The 14,295-nt window shown below is 41.6% G+C and carries 14 protein-coding genes; 9 read left to right on the top strand and 5 right to left on the bottom strand.

From position 1 onward, the window contains the following. Positions 1-29 precede the first annotated feature (29 nt). Positions 30-641, top strand: a complete 612-nt coding sequence (locus AB0756_RS21285) for a hypothetical protein (RefSeq protein ID WP_038076467.1) — start codon at positions 30-32, stop codon at positions 639-641. Here AB0756_RS21285 and AB0756_RS21280 read toward each other — a convergent pair. Beyond that, the gene (locus AB0756_RS21280) at positions 581-1,540 is read right to left on the bottom strand and encodes a DNA adenine methylase (protein WP_167844762.1); all 960 of its coding nucleotides are present in this window, start codon (positions 1,538-1,540) and stop codon (positions 581-583) included. The genes AB0756_RS21285 and AB0756_RS21280 overlap by 61 nt on opposite strands. Positions 1,541-1,948: 408 nt before the next feature. On the opposite strand from AB0756_RS21280, the gene AB0756_RS21275 reads away from it, so the two are divergent. After that, positions 1,949-2,185 carry an antitoxin family protein gene (locus AB0756_RS21275; RefSeq protein ID WP_038076469.1) on the top strand — a complete coding sequence of 79 codons (237 nt, stop codon included), beginning with the start codon at positions 1,949-1,951 and terminating at the stop codon, positions 2,183-2,185. Then, positions 2,182-2,397, top strand: coding sequence for a PIN domain-containing protein (locus AB0756_RS21270; RefSeq protein WP_202048661.1), 216 nt, complete (start codon positions 2,182-2,184; stop codon positions 2,395-2,397). The genes AB0756_RS21275 and AB0756_RS21270 overlap by 4 nt, the downstream gene beginning before the upstream one ends. A gap of 67 nt (positions 2,398-2,464) precedes the next feature. On the opposite strand, the gene AB0756_RS21265 is transcribed toward AB0756_RS21270, so the two are convergent. Next, positions 2,465-3,862, bottom strand: coding sequence for a glycerol acyltransferase (locus tag AB0756_RS21265; RefSeq protein ID WP_038076495.1), 1,398 nt, complete (start codon positions 3,860-3,862; stop codon positions 2,465-2,467). Between the two features lie 144 nt (positions 3,863-4,006). Here AB0756_RS21265 and AB0756_RS21260 point away from each other — a divergent pair, with 144 nt between their 5' ends. The 3 genes from AB0756_RS21260 (at position 4,007) to AB0756_RS21250 (ending at position 7,429) form a co-directional block, all read left to right on the top strand. After that, positions 4,007-5,812, top strand: a complete 1,806-nt coding sequence (locus AB0756_RS21260; RefSeq protein ID WP_072040834.1) for a proline--tRNA ligase — start codon at positions 4,007-4,009, stop codon at positions 5,810-5,812. A 126-nt stretch (positions 5,813-5,938) separates the two neighbouring features. Then, positions 5,939-6,745, top strand: a complete 807-nt coding sequence (locus AB0756_RS21255) for an LmeA family phospholipid-binding protein (RefSeq protein WP_038076474.1) — start codon at positions 5,939-5,941, stop codon at positions 6,743-6,745. Between the two features lie 72 nt (positions 6,746-6,817). Then, positions 6,818-7,429, top strand: coding sequence for a GerMN domain-containing protein (locus tag AB0756_RS21250; RefSeq protein WP_038076476.1), 612 nt, complete (start codon positions 6,818-6,820; stop codon positions 7,427-7,429). A 45-nt stretch (positions 7,430-7,474) separates the two neighbouring features. Here AB0756_RS21250 and AB0756_RS21245 read toward each other — a convergent pair whose 3' ends face one another. The 3 genes from AB0756_RS21245 to efp form a co-directional block, all read right to left on the bottom strand. Next, complete coding sequence (locus tag AB0756_RS21245) at positions 7,475-7,819, bottom strand: ArsR/SmtB family transcription factor (protein WP_038076477.1); 345 nt, start codon at positions 7,817-7,819, stop codon at positions 7,475-7,477. A gap of 124 nt (positions 7,820-7,943) precedes the next feature. Next, positions 7,944-8,486, bottom strand: coding sequence for an acetyl-CoA carboxylase biotin carboxyl carrier protein (gene accB / locus AB0756_RS21240; RefSeq protein WP_038076497.1), 543 nt, complete (start codon positions 8,484-8,486; stop codon positions 7,944-7,946). A 232-nt stretch (positions 8,487-8,718) separates the two neighbouring features. Continuing rightward, the gene (gene efp, locus AB0756_RS21235; protein WP_038076479.1) at positions 8,719-9,276 is read right to left on the bottom strand and encodes an elongation factor P; all 558 of its coding nucleotides are present in this window, start codon (positions 9,274-9,276) and stop codon (positions 8,719-8,721) included. Positions 9,277-9,410: 134 nt separating this feature from the next. On the opposite strand from efp, the gene AB0756_RS21230 reads away from it, so the two are divergent. From AB0756_RS21230 to AB0756_RS21220, 3 genes are all read left to right on the top strand, one after another. Next, entirely contained in the window at positions 9,411-9,551 is a 141-nt protein-coding gene (locus tag AB0756_RS21230; protein ID WP_167844577.1) for a hypothetical protein, read from the top strand. 415 nt (positions 9,552-9,966) lie between these two features. After that, positions 9,967-11,301 (top strand): bifunctional sterol desaturase/short chain dehydrogenase, encoded by a 1,335-nt coding sequence (locus tag AB0756_RS21225; RefSeq protein ID WP_050046810.1) that lies wholly within the window; start codon positions 9,967-9,969, stop codon positions 11,299-11,301. A 411-nt stretch (positions 11,302-11,712) separates the two neighbouring features. Beyond that, complete coding sequence (locus tag AB0756_RS21220) at positions 11,713-14,238, top strand: AAA-type ATPase lid domain-containing protein (RefSeq protein WP_038076482.1); 2,526 nt, start codon at positions 11,713-11,715, stop codon at positions 14,236-14,238. Positions 14,239-14,295 lie beyond the last annotated feature (57 nt).

Below are 14,295 nucleotides of genomic sequence, written 5' to 3'. Positions count from 1 at the left end.
CATTAGAACCAACTATATGGAGGTATGAAATGAGCCGTCAACCATTGCTTGATGTGACGCGTTCATATACTTTTAGAAATTATTTTGAATTAGGATTCCCTGTTGATGATTTAGTAGCCGAATTTGGTTATTCTTTCGCTCGCCAATTTCTGAGTTTACCAAAATACTCTGGAAATCTAGATCGAATATCTGATTTAAAACAACGGATTGAAGAAGTATTGCCTTATGTAGATTTAGAAAATGAAGCAACTCGCAGGGAAATCCTTATTGCTCCGCTCGTAACAGATTTAATTCATTATTCTCGCGCTAAGTTGAGAATTGAATATAATATTAAAGTTAACAATCAACTTCAAGGAAATTTAGATTATTACTTACGATCTTCAGCTAATTTAATTGTTATTGAAGCTAAACAAGCTGACTTAAATCGAGGATTTACACAATTAGCAACAGAAATGATAGCGCTTGACCAATGGACAGATTCAAATCAACCCGAAATACTTGGAGCAGTAACAACAGGAAATATTTGGCAATTTGGAATATTATACCGACAGCAAAAACTTATTGAAGAAGGAATAAATCTTTACCGAGTTACGGAGGAATTGGAAGATGTTGTCAGAATTTTATTGGCTCCACTTATATAATTCATAATTAAAATCTCTTTGATGGCTTTCCGCTTTGAAACATTACAGTTGATATTGCGTGAAGCCATGACTCTTTCAATACGGTAACCAGCATAGGAATTATCAAAAAAATTATCGTTAATATCTTCATTTTTAGGATCGGAGTTACTTAAAAGTAATTTAGCTCCCTTTGCATCAAGAGATTGGAAAAAGTCTCGCAGTCGTAATTGTTCGGAATCACCAAACATATTTTGTGAGTATGAGGTAAAGTTAGACGTTTTACTAATTGGTCTGTAAGGTGGATCGAAATAAACAAAGGTATTGCTATCTACGTATTTTTCACACTCACTAAAATCTCCATAATGAATTTGAGTTTTTTGAAGCGCTTCAGACACAGCTTTTAAATTTGTTTTATCGCATATATTAGGGTTTTTATATCTACCTACTGGAACATTAAAACTTCCGTTTGAATTGACTCTAAAAAGTCCATTGAAACAAGTACGGTTTAGGAAAATGATTTGTGCAGTTCTCTCAATCCATTCTGAATTATAGTTAATTGAATCTATTTCTTTGCGTCGCCAATTAAATTCCGATCTCACTTGATAAAAGTATGTTTTTCTTTCCTTATCATCAAGAGATAAATATTTATTTTGTATATTTAATAAAAGTGAAATGAGTTTCTCTACATCGCGTTGAATAGTTGTGTAGGCTATAACTAATTCAATATTAATATCAAAAATAAAAAATTCTTCAACTGGATAGTTTTGAACCAGATGCAAGAACACTGCTCCTCCGCCAACAAATGGTTCTATGTATTTTTTTATTGAACCCTCTGCTAATTCTTGAGGAAAAAGACTATTCATCTGCTCGATGAGTTGTCCTTTCCCTCCCGCCCATTTTAGAAAAGGTTTTGCTACCATTGATTTATCTAAGATAAACATATTGAATATTTTAAATATAGTTCATTTGTATTGAACCATTATTTAGAATATGATACATTTAACTTAGTACTTTAATACAATTCTCTTTTGCTCACTTCTAACATCACCAATCCGTTGAGCCTTTATCCAAGCATCATTGCTGTAGTTGGGAGAAGCGAAATCATGTAAAAAATCCGAAAATCCAAGCTTTGAAGGACTTGCTCGAAAATGCTCCACCCACAACACTAGACTTTGATGCATAACAGCCAAGTAGGAGTACTTAAAGGAAAAACATAACCTGTGAAGGTTTTGATAGGATTTATATTGTAGTTGACATAGCTCTTAACCACAAGCCGTTGTTCGCGGAGAGCGAATAAAATATTTAGTAAATAAAGATTAGATTATCAAATGCAAACTTTAAAAGCTATTTATGAAAATGGTGTGTTTCGCCCTTTAGAAGAACCTGAATTGATTGAAGGGCAATTTGTCCAACTGATAGTTAAACCTACTACTCCTCTTAGTCCTCAAGATATGCTACAACTTGCATCTCAAGTTTATGAGGGATTATCAGCAACAGAGATTGACGAAATTGAAGAAATCGCCTTAAATCGAGACAATTTTTTCTCTGATAGAACTGAAGCATGAGCCAAGATCCAGTTCTTTTAGATACTGATACGCTGTCACTCATTCTGCGCCAAAATCCTCTTGTCCTTGCTAAAGCACAATCATATTTGGCGCAACATAGCAGGTTTACTTTCTCGATTATTACTCGCTATAAAATTCTGCGAGGACTGAAAGCTATACTGCAAGGGCTCTCGAATTTTTGTACGTTGGACAAACCTAACAAATACCTGTAAATGTTGGGTTTCGTTCCTCAACCCAACCTACTACTGGTCTGTCGCATTTTTAGGCTTAACCAATAAGTTAACTATTATCCTTCAAAACCAACCCTTCTAACCTTTGTTGTAAATCTTTTGTGAGATCGGCAACGGCTTGTCTAGCACCTTGGCGACTAGCCTTGTAAGCCGGGTAACGTTCGGAAACAGACAAAGGCTCACCAATAGTTATTTTCACATTTTGCTTGCCAAGTTTGGGAGTTCGGAAAGGATTGCCACCCGTAATTAGAGTGACGACATTCCATAGAAGTAAGGTGGTCTCTGCAAATCGTTCTGCTGTGGGTTTTTCTCGCACGTATTTACCCGTGACAGCAACTAAATTTTCCACCAATCTCATGTGCCACATTCGCAAGTTCGCTTCTTCTGCTACACGATCGCCTAATGCCTTTTCTACAAGAGACAGTGCTTTTTTATCTTTAAATTCCTCTCTAAAAATATAATTCCATCCTGCTTGCTCTACCCGACGACAGCGATCGCTAAAATTTCCTTTAGATTGTAAGTCAAAATAATCTTCAGCAACTTGTAAAACCACATCTAACACAGCTTGAAGACGAACGGCAAAAAGCTCATTTGCATCTTTTCCTCCCTCATAGACTGGCAATTTGCGATGGTAGAACCGCTTGTAAAATTCTTCTATCAAAGATAATAAACGTTCGCTCAAACCCACCAAGCGAGGGTAGAGAGAGTCAAAAGTTGCAGAGGAGGGGAGGGAATGTGCTGTATTTGCACTTAAGCCCATCGCAGTTTCCAATTCAGTTAAAAGATTGGCAATAGCACCCCAAGGAGCTGCAACATAACTGTATCGAATACCGACTGGTACAATAAAAACCTGTTCATCCCGCTTGTCTTTCTGTAAATCCTCAGCGCACCAAAAACCCATCTGGGCAATACCTGGTTCTAGAGGATTGACAATTTCTGAAAGACCATTGGTAGCACCTTCAGGTGCAGCCGCCATGGGAAACTGACCGTTGACAAATAAGTCACGTGCCGATCGCAATCCCGTCCAATCTGCTTTCCCTCGTTGAATGGGGGTTGCACCCAAATGAGATACAATCCAACCAACGTGAGAACCAGCCCAAAGAGGAATTCCACGGTCATAAATAAAATGAGCGTGAATCGGATGCTGTAGCGCTGTACCCCCATGTCGTGCTACTTTTGGCAGAATGTGATAAAGCAAATAGCCTAAAGCAAAGGGATCTTCCGTCTTCGGATGGCGAAATGCCAGCATAAAGCGGATTTTACCTTCTTGGAACTGGCGGTACAAATCCACCAAAACCTCTACGTTGTCTGCTTCAATATGGTTAATTGCTGTTTTCCAGCGTATCCAATGGGGTAACACCAACTGGACACCGCGCAAAAATAAGGGATCTAACGCCGGAGGAATAAATTCCAAAGGTGGTTGGGCTTGATAAATAATATCGGGCAAGGTGCTTTTCTCCTGAAGTTGCAAGCGGACATTTTAAAAAGGTTTATTAAAGTAAGCTTGCTTATACCTTTTGGTAATTTATAGCAAGCTAATACACTAACTTAACTGACTAAAGGATTATTGAATCTGGAAAGGGGACAAACGATGCGACTGTCACAAATGCTATTCCTTACACTTAGGGACGATCCAGCAGATGCTGAGATTCCCAGCCACAAACTCTTAGTCCGCGCAGGCTACATTCGTCGCATCGGTAGCGGTGTATATGCTTACCTTCCATTTATGTGGCGAGTCCTGCAAAGAGTTTCCCAAATTGTCCGCGAAGAAATCAACAAAATTGGCGGACAAGAGTGTCTCTTACCTCAATTACAACCTGCTGAGTTATGGAAAGAGTCCGGACGGTGGGATACGTACACCAAAGGGGAAGGAATTATGTTCTTCCTAAAAGACCGTCGCGATCAAGAACAGGCTTTAGGACCAACCCATGAGGAAGTGATTACAACCATCGCTCGTGACATGATTCGTTCCTACCGTCAGCTTCCACAGGTTTTTTACCAAATTCAAACAAAATTCCGCGATGAAATCCGTCCTCGTTTTGGTTTAATGCGCGGGCGAGAATTCATCATGAAGGATGCTTACTCTTTCCACCCAGATGAAGAAAGTTTGAAAAAAACTTATCAGGATATGGATACCGCCTACCATAATATCTTGAGAAGGTGTGGTTTAGCTTTTCGTGCCGTCCAAGCCGATCCCGGTGCAATTGGCGGTTCTGGTTCGCAAGAATTTATGGTGCTAGCGGAAGCAGGCGAAGATGAAGTCTTGTACACAGAAGATGGAAAATACGCTGCTAACGTAGAGAAAGCGGTTTCTCTCCCACCAGATGCAGAACCATCACCGTTTACGAGCTATGAAAAGCGGGAAACTCCAGGAACAGAGACTATTGAGAAAGTCTGTAAATTTCTCAAATGTTCCCCCACCCAAATAGTGAAAAACGTTCTTTATCAAACAATTTTTGATAATGGGATGACAGCATTCGTGCTAGTAAGTATCCGAGGAGACCAAGAGGTTAATGATGTCAAGTTGCAAAACGAACTGACAAAACTAGCTCCTCAGTTCGGTGCTAAAGCTGCTATCAAATTGATAGTGCCAGATGCCCAAGCCCAATCAAAACTGCTCAAACCTTTACCTTTGGGCTATATTGCACCTGACATTGCCGACAGTCACATTATTCATGCCGCCAAAGATATCGTCCCTCATTTTGTGCGTTTTATTGATAAAACAGCTGTTGATTTAAAGAATTTTGCCACGGGTGCAAATGAATCGGGTTATCACGTCGTTGGCGCAAATTGGAACGAGCAATACAAGGTACCCGAACCGATCGTAGATGTACGTAAGTCAAGACCTGGGGATCGCTCCGTTCACAATCCCGAGCAGCTTCTGCTTAGCGCTCGTGGAATAGAGGTAGGACACATTTTTCAATTAGGTATTAAGTATTCGCAAGCAATGGGCGCAACGTATACCAACGAACAAGGAGAAGAAAAACCTCTATTCATGGGTTGTTACGGTGTGGGTGTATCGCGCTTAGCCCAATCTGCTGTAGAGCAATCTTATGATAAAGATGGGATTGTTTGGCCTGTTGCGATCGCACCTTATCAGGCGATCGTTACAATTCCTAACGTCAAAGATGCCCAACAAGTAGAAATCGCGGAAAAACTTTACGCAGAACTGAACTCTGCGGGAATTGACACTCTACTTGACGATCGCGACGAGCGACCGGGCGTAAAATTCAAGGACGCCGATTTAATTGGAATCCCTTACAGAATCGTCACTGGGAGGGCAATTGCCAATGGCAAAGTTGAAGTCGTTGAAAGAAAAAGCCGCAACTCTCAGGAAATTGACATTGCTGAAGTTGTATCTACTATAAAGGAGTGGATTGATGCTGCTAATGGCTAATAGTGAGTCCTGCGCTGTAGGCGGGTTTCCCGCGCCCACCGGGACTGGCGAACAAGGGAGGGCTAATAGCTCATCTTTACAATTAACAATTAGCCATTAGCCATTAGCCATTAGCAATTAACCAGTATGGAACTCCTCACAATAGTCCTATCCGGCTTGCTAGGATTGATTGCTCCTGTAGGATTGGTGATTGACCGAACTGCTGAAAATGTCATACGCTCTCAATTCGCTAGCGTCAAGCAGTTACAGGTACGAGTTGATAATGCTCCCTCTTATCAATTGCTACAGGGAAAAGTTCAACGAGTGAGGTTTGCAGGGCGTTCTTTGCAACTAAAGCAGCAAAATCTTCAAATTGCTGCTTTAGAATTGGAAACTGATGCCATTGAATTAGACCCACGTACTCTCAGAAAAAAACCATTATTTCAACGACCTTTACAGGCGGGTCTGCGTGTTGTTTTAACCCAGGAGGATATCAACAAGCTGTTACAGTCACCCAAATTTTTAGCTCAGTTGGAAAAAATGAAAATTAACGTGGACGATTCATCAAATACAGAGTATAACTCTGTATATAAATTTGTAAATCCAAATGTAAAATTTTTAGCAAACAATAGACTGAGTTTCCAAGTAGAATTACAGAATGAAAGCCAAAATAAACCTTTGTTAATTAAGGCAGAAGCAGGGCTAAATATTATTGGTGGCAAAAATATTCAACTTGTCGAACCAGAGGTGACTGCTAATGGAGAAGCCGCTCCACCACAATTTTTAAATCAAATTGTGAACAATATTAACAAACGATTGGATTTGGGACAATTAGAAGGTAACGGTCTACAAGTACGAATTCTAAAATTAAATATGAAACAACAAGAATTAGAAATCGCAGCATTCATACGAATAGAACCGTCTTCCAAGTTTTTGGAAACTCGAGGCTCTTAGGTAACGTCTTTTACCAGGCTTCTTCTTACAGTAATACTTTTTTCTATTTCAGACTAAAGCAAGGAATTCAATATGAAAGAACAACAAGGTAATCGTATTTCTTCAGGTATCATCGCAGCTGTTTCAGTTGCGGTTATTGCTGTCAGTGGTGCTCTAGCTTACCACGTTTTTAATTCAGGCAGCAATGAAATATCCCCAAAGCCCAATCCGAATATCACCGGCCAAGCTAACACTCCCAACAAGCAAATCAATCCCGCCGAGCAAAAGGCTGAAGTCTATTGGTTGCAGGACAGTGGTACAAAGCTTTCTTTGGTTCCACAAACAGTTACACTTCCTCAGGGAGAACCCAATAAGGTTTTAGAAGAAGCTTTTTCAAAACTATTAGCAGGACCAACCGAAGGAACTGGTTCAACCACTATCCCAAAAGAAACCAAGTTGTTGGGAGTGAAGGTCACAGATGATGGTGTCCATGTCAACTTATCAGAAGATTTTACGACAGGAGGTGGGAGTTCCTCTATGATGGGTCGCGTGGGACAAGTTGTTTACACTGCCACTGCTTTAAATCCCAATGCTAAGGTATACATTGAAGTTAACGGGAAACAGTTGGATGTCTTGGGTGGCGAAGGTTTGGAGTTGGAACAGCCCCTAACTCGTGAAAGCTACAAACAAAATTTTGAACTTTAGCTACAGCGATCGGCGAGCGGTGACTGACTGGTCACCGCTCGCTGACTATTTACCATTTAAAACCCGAAAGTTACGGGCTTGCTGTTCCAACCTAGTGGCAAGGCGATCGCAAACTCGGTTGCACAATTCAAAAATCATTTCATCTTCTACCCGGTAATAGGCGCAAGTTCCTTCGCTACGGCGACTGAGTATTCCTGCTTGCCACATAACTTTCAGGTGTTTTGACACATTAGCCTGAGAAGTTTGTGTTGCCTCTACCAATTCTTGCACGCATTTTTCTTCATCCCGCAGTAAATGCAACAGCCGCAGACGCATGGGTTCACTCAAGAGGCTGAAGTATTCAGCTACTTGTTGCACAACTTCCGGTGGTACAGGCAACGCTTGTTTCATCAGGGTAGATCTGTAAGGATGCAGCTGGAAATTTTAACAATGACCATTAAATTTAGCCAGGAAACGCTCGCTAGACCCTAAAGGGCTTAGCTGCGGTTTATTGACTCGATATATAGATTAATACTTAATCTGGTTTAATTCGCATCAAAGGTTGACCGTATTCCACTGGTTCGCTATTTTGTAGAAGAATTTCTACCACTTGCCCGGAAACTTCTGCTTCTATTTCGTTCATAAGTTTCATGGCTTCGATGATACAAACTGTTTGACCTCTCTTGACGCGATCGCCCACTTCCACAAATGGTGATTCACCGGGACCGGGGGCGCGGTAAAAAGTTCCCACCATTGGGGAGGGGATGTCAACCAGTTTTGAGTCAATAACAGGGGAAGAAGTGACCGGCGACGGAATCCCTTTTGTAGCAGTCGTCAGGTCTATAGGAGTAGGTTCCGTCACCGCAGGCACCACCAATGGCGGAGGCGGTGGAATGGGTGGCAATCCCGAAGACACCGCACCTTGCCCCGCTTGAGCTACTGACAATACTTGGTTGCTAACACTAACAGCTTTGCGAACCGTTAATTCAAAATCGTCACTTTTGAGAGTCACTTCTGCAAGATCTGTTTGTGCAATCGTCGTCAGTAGTTGGCGGATTTCGTTAAAGTCTAATGGCACAGCTTTTCTTACCTCATGCAATTAGGTGGTAGAGAGACTCATACCAACTTTGGATTTTAGATTTTAGATTTTAGATTGTTTTGCCTGTGAATGAGACAGTTTCAACCTTCCCAAAAAATCTTACTTATTCCAATTTGGTATCTTCTGTAAAGTCGGTTATCTTTTGAGACAGGGAGACAAATCCCTGTAACGCATCAAACTCGGGATTTGCATATTTGAGGTGAAAGGTAGGTTACTCCCTGCCTAAGTATGTATCGTTACGGGTGTCGATCCGGATGCGTTCTCCTTGAGAAATAAAGAGTGGAACCATAATCATTGCTCCTGTTTCCACAGTTGCTGGTTTTGAACCACCCGTCGCAGTATCGCCCTTGACACCTGGGTCTGTTTGGACAACTTCCAACACGACTGAGTTGGGCAGTTCTACCTCTAGGACTTGGTCATCCCAACGAACTACATTGACTTCCATACCTTCCTTGAGGTATTTTACACGTTCGCCAATTTGTGCAGCACTCAATCTGCCTTCTTCATAAGTTTCCATATCCATAAAGACGTAATCTTCACCTTCTTTATAGGTATGTTGCATCGTACTTTTTTCCAAATTGGCTTGCGGAACTGTTTCTCCTGCCCGGAACGTTCTTTCTACCACGTTCCCATTTTGGGCATTTTTCAGTTTTGTCCGTACAAACGCAGAACCTTTACCAGGTTTAACATGGAGGAATTCTACCACTCGCCATACAGACCCATCTAACACTATAGACACGCCAGGTCGAAAGTCGTTACTGGAAATCATGAAACCTTCATATATTGGAGACAATCGGGATTTATTTTAACCCTCAATAGGAGTAATTAGACATTAATCATTCGTGATTAGTAATTAGTACTTATCAATATTAACCGACAAGCAGCGATCGGCAACAATGACCCATGACTGACGCTGCTTGCGCTAAGGGAGTTCCACTTCATTCCCGATCTGAGCCTGGAGGTGCCTTTTATCGAGATTCTGTTTCTACAGAGCCCAATGCATCAATTGCTACGACTGAAAAATACAGCAGCAATGATAATTAAACTTAAAAGCACCAGAGGTACGAAAAGGTTAGGGATATCTGATAATTGCATCTGTTGGGGAAAAATAAAAAATGAAAATTAAAAGTATTTTTGCTATCTGTTATTGATAATGTAGCACCATTAATGTTGAAGCTATTGACAATTTTCGATAAATATGTATATTTGTCTTTGTATTAAATAGTACCAAACAGCTATGTTCGCATCGCTTCTCAATTGCTTTAAGGATATCAGCAATATATAGTTAAGCGAAGCAATTCTGGCTAAACTCTTTGCCAAGGGAGTTTTTCTCGGTATATATTACTAGGGGATTGTACTATGTCGTTCTAGTCACTCTAAGCCACACAAGTTGGGCTGTTTATGTGCAATACCAACGCAATTGCAACACAATAATTTTGGAGTGTAAGTAAAGTAGGTTATGGTGTCCTTCTGGATAGCGATCGCGGCTTGGGGACTAGGCTCTCTCTTATGGGCAGAACTAGTACGAGATTTATATCACGTCTTAGCCCATCACTGGCAACCACTGTATCGGCAACACGCATGGCATCATCGTGTCTTTCATCGAGATTTGAACGTTGTAAATGCCAAAATTTATCGTCAAGCACAATGGCGTCACGATTTGCCTGAATGCCTTGTGATGTTGCTTTTTTCACTAGTATTTTGGTGGGCTTGTTTTCAATGGACGCCACAGTACCACTTGGCGGCTCTTATGGGAACCCTTTACACTTTGATGTTTTTAGCTAGCTGCATAGCACGTGGCATTGGTAGCGAATGGGCGCGGGAAGCAACCGATGTGACTCACCTACCCGGTCCTTTCTTGACGCCTCCAGGTAACTGGTTCGTGAATCGACCCTACCACTGGCGGCATCATTTTGATAACGATCGTGCTTACTATTGCAGTACCTTTACTTTGATAGATAAGCTTATGGGTACAGCACTGGCACTAAAAGGCAAGAAAATTGCAGTCACGGGAGCATCGGGAACTCTGGGGCGATCGCTGCTATTGCATTTACATTTAGCAGGTGCGAAGGTGGTAGCCTTGAGTTCAAAATCAGAACCCATAACACTGACCGTCAATGACAAACCACTAGCAGTGAAGACAATTTCTTGGGAAGTAGGCAAAGAGGGAGAACTGCTCGAACATCTCAAGCAGATAGACATCTTAGTCCTCAACCACGGTATTAACGTTAAAAGTGAAAGAACACCAGAGGCAATTTTTAAATCTTACGAGATTAACACCTTTTCTAGTTGGCGACTGCTAGAACTTTTTTTGACGACTGTTCGGACTGACGAACACGTAGCTCGCAAAGAAGTTTGGGTCAATACTTCTGAAGCAGAAGTCAGCCCTGCGATTAGCCCTTTGTACGAACTCTCAAAACGTGCTTTGGGAGATTTAATCACATTACGTCGTTTGGATGCTCCTTGCGTAATCCGTAAATTAATTCTAGGACCTTTCAAAAGCAACCTCAATCCCATTGGAGTTATGTCCGGTGATTGGGTAGCACGGCAGATTCTAGCATCAGCCAAACGCGATGACCGCAATATCATTGTGGCAATCAATCCTTTGACATATATACTATTTCCAGTGAAGGAATTTTTTGTATCAACATATTTCAGATTGTTTAGCAATTCCAAGGTTTTCCCTCAAGGAACTCCTGAGTCAGTTTTACCTGGATTAGAAATTGATGGAAGAAACAAGCACTTAGAAATCAGTAGCAGAAACGGGCAAGATGCTCGTACCACAGGAGGTTAACTATCTACTCTCCTTTACAGATGTCAGTTTCTAAAAAGTTAACTTTATGATTCGGAGTAGGCATATTGCCTGCTCTTTTAATTTCTAAAATAGATTAATGCAATCGAAGCGGAAGCCATGACTGCAACACAATGTAATAGCACTGCTTGCTCGGAGGGCGCATCCCAATTAGAAAAAACCTCTACCAATTTAAACAAAAAATGCGACAGATATAGCAAATCTAAATCATTTGTAAAAAATTTCGCTCGCTAATGGCTAATAGCTAATTGCTTTTGACCATTAGCTATTAGCCATTAGCCATTAGCCGTCTTCTCTCTTATTTTTATATTTCATTTAGGACTGCTATAGTTAGTCTAAATCTAGACTGGAAATGACTTTCTCAATTCAAAATCTAGAATCCAAAATGGTATTATGGCATCTCCAGAAGTATTAATATGGCTGCAAGAACGCACGGCTTTGGGAATTCTTTCTCCTGCATCCTTAAATGCGTTCTCTGAAGTGATAGAAGAAAAAGTTTTTCCAGCTAATTATCGTTTGGTGAGTGAAGCGTCTCCTCCAGAGGCATTGTATATTTTACAACAAGGTCAGTTAGAAAGCAACAGTACTAATAAAACCAATCCATCATTAGCCGTTGGTTTTCTCCCTGGAGCCGTTATTAACTTACAAGAATTGCTGTTAGATGAATCGGTTCAGCGCACAATTACTACAGTCACAGAGTGTCACCTCTGGATGCTACCTGCTGCTAAATTTCGGGAAATACTCACTCAATACCCAGAAATTGCTCAGGCTGTTTCTCGCCAAATGGCTCAAGAAGTGTCTCAACTCACATCCGCTCTGAACTACGAACAAGAACGTTCTGTTGCCTTACGACCTTATTTAGTCACTAAAGCACGGCGTGGAATTGTGGGGACAAGTCGTTATGCAACCCGGTTGCGGGAGGAAATTAGAAAAGCAGCCGGAGAACGCAAATCGGTATTGATTTTTGGTGAACCGGGATTAGAAAAGGATAACATAGCGGCGCTTATTCATTTTGGTTCTTCCTACCGACGAGAACCTATTGTCAAAGTTAACTGCGGAATTCTACAAACAAGTGGTGCCGATTTATTTGGTCGTTATGGAGGTAAACCAGGATTGTTGGAATGGCTTGGAGAAGGAACTTTAGTACTTAACAACATCCAAGAAACCCCGACCGAGTTGTTACCAGCATTAGCTAATTTATTAAAAACATCTCAGTACAGCCCCGTGACTCGTTCGGGAGAACCACCCGCAGAACCTCGTGCTACCCGTGCTCGTATTTTAATTATTGCCGAAAAAATTCAGCCAACTATCGAGCGTGTTGTCGGTCAAGTGATTAAAGTTCCACCGCTACGGGTACGAAAAACAGATATTAAAGCGCAAGTAGAGTACTACATCAGTCTCTATACCACGGCAAGAGGAATATCAAAACCATCAGTGACACCAGAAGCCATACGCCGCTTGCAATCCTATGATTTTCCCGGAAATCTTAAGGAGCTGCAAAACCTTGTGGAACGGGCAATCGTGCAAGCAGGAGAGGCAAAAGCTCTGACAGAAGAAATTTTCTGGTCGGCTCAAACAAAGAAAAAGGAATTTCGCGTCAACCTTTTAAATGCCTATCCCAATTTGCGGAAATTTCTTCGCAGCCCTTGGTGGACCGATCGCATTAATTATGGTTTTACTTTAATAGCTTTTGCTTTGATTGTTGCCGTGCTTTTTGTTGGTCCGCAAACACGCGATCGCAATTTTGCCCTTAATTTATTCTGGGCTTGGTGGTGGCCATTTTTCCTGCTGGCATTTCCCTTTTTAGGTCGTGTTTGGTGCGCTGTTTGTCCCTTCATGATTTATGGAGAAGTCACCCAGAAACTTTCCTTGTGGCTCTTTCCCCGACAGTTGAAACGTTGGCCGAGACAGCAAGCCGAACAATGGGGAGGATGGTTTCTCTTTGGGTTATTTACTTTGATTTTCCTGTGGGAAGAACTTTGGAATTTGGAAAATACAGCTTATCTTTCAGGTTGTTTGCTCTTATTAATTACCGCAGGCGCAGTCATTTTCTCGGCTCTTTTTGAAAGGCGTTTTTGGTGTCGGTATCTTTGCCCTATTGGTGGGATGAATGGTTTGTTTGCCAAACTTGCCATGACGGAATTGCGAGCGCAACAAGGAATTTGTTCCGCCACTTGTACGACATATCAGTGCTATAAGGGCGGACCGCAAAAAGGCGAAGGTATGGAAACTGGGGGATGTCCCTTATACTCTCACCCAGCACAGTTAGAAGATAACAGAGATTGCGTATTGTGCATGACGTGTTTGAAAGCATGTCCCCATCGTTCCGTTGAGTTTAATTTACGTCCCCCTGGAATGGAACTGTGGACAACTCACGTACCCCGGTCTTATGAAGTCGCATTGTTATTTTTACTATTAGGGGGTATCTATCTCCACCGTTTACCCGAGTTGCAATCCTGGTTGGGATTGCATTTTGACCTCACACAGTTTCTACCCCACTTAGGCTTATCATTGTTTGCTTTAGTGATTCCCGTTGTTATTCCCTTTGCAGCCTATGGCTTATCTCGTGTTGGTTCTCAATTCAAGGCAAAACCATTTATCGAACTAGCATACGGTTATCTACCACTCGTACTTGGTGGTAACTTAGCCCATTACCTGCGCCTGGGTTTAGCAGAAGGAGGACGTATTTTACCTGTCACGTTTGCAACTTTTGGTCTCAATGGCGAACAGCTTCCTGTATTAGTTGCTCACCCAGCCGTCATTGCTTTTCTACAAGGGAGTACTTTGATTTTTTCAGTTCTTTTAACTGTTATCCTCACTCAAAAAATTGCCCGTCAGCCCATGCGATCGCTCTTTTGGCAACATTTAGCAGCCATAGGGTTAGGAGCAAGTTTGTGGGTGGTTGTTGTGAATGGCTAATGGCTGATGGCTAATGGCTAATGGCTAATGGCTAATGGCTAATGGCTAATGGCTAAT

It is taken from the genome of Tolypothrix campylonemoides VB511288_2, from assembly GCF_045999855.1.
Lineage (GTDB): Bacteria > Cyanobacteriota > Cyanobacteriia > Cyanobacteriales > Nostocaceae > Scytonema > Scytonema bouteillei_A.
The sequence above is the reverse complement of the archived record's forward strand: the minus strand, read 5'-3'. Positions and strand labels throughout refer to the sequence as shown.

What these genes read in the sequence shown, in the direction of transcription:
- AB0756_RS21275 (WP_038076469.1), top strand. Translation starts at nt 1,949, where the DNA reads ATGCAAACTTTAAAAGCTATTTATGAAAATGGTGTGTTTCGCCCTTTA.
- AB0756_RS21285 (WP_038076467.1), top strand. Translation starts at nt 30, where the DNA reads ATGAGCCGTCAACCATTGCTTGATGTGACGCGTTCATATACTTTTAGA.
- AB0756_RS21220 (WP_038076482.1), top strand. Translation starts at nt 11,713, where the DNA reads ATGGCATCTCCAGAAGTATTAATATGGCTGCAAGAACGCACGGCTTTG.
- AB0756_RS21250 (WP_038076476.1), top strand. Translation starts at nt 6,818, where the DNA reads ATGAAAGAACAACAAGGTAATCGTATTTCTTCAGGTATCATCGCAGCT.
- AB0756_RS21245 (WP_038076477.1), bottom strand. Translation starts at nt 7,819, where the DNA reads ATGAAACAAGCGTTGCCTGTACCACCGGAAGTTGTGCAACAAGTAGCT.
- AB0756_RS21230 (WP_167844577.1), top strand. Translation starts at nt 9,411, where the DNA reads ATGACTGACGCTGCTTGCGCTAAGGGAGTTCCACTTCATTCCCGATCT.
- AB0756_RS21280 (WP_167844762.1), bottom strand. Translation starts at nt 1,540, where the DNA reads ATGGTAGCAAAACCTTTTCTAAAATGGGCGGGAGGGAAAGGACAACTC.
- AB0756_RS21255 (WP_038076474.1), top strand. Translation starts at nt 5,939, where the DNA reads ATGGAACTCCTCACAATAGTCCTATCCGGCTTGCTAGGATTGATTGCT.
- AB0756_RS21270 (WP_202048661.1), top strand. Translation starts at nt 2,182, where the DNA reads ATGAGCCAAGATCCAGTTCTTTTAGATACTGATACGCTGTCACTCATT.
- efp (WP_038076479.1), bottom strand. Translation starts at nt 9,276, where the DNA reads ATGATTTCCAGTAACGACTTTCGACCTGGCGTGTCTATAGTGTTAGAT.
- AB0756_RS21260 (WP_072040834.1), top strand. Translation starts at nt 4,007, where the DNA reads ATGCGACTGTCACAAATGCTATTCCTTACACTTAGGGACGATCCAGCA.
- AB0756_RS21225 (WP_050046810.1), top strand. Translation starts at nt 9,967, where the DNA reads ATGGTGTCCTTCTGGATAGCGATCGCGGCTTGGGGACTAGGCTCTCTC.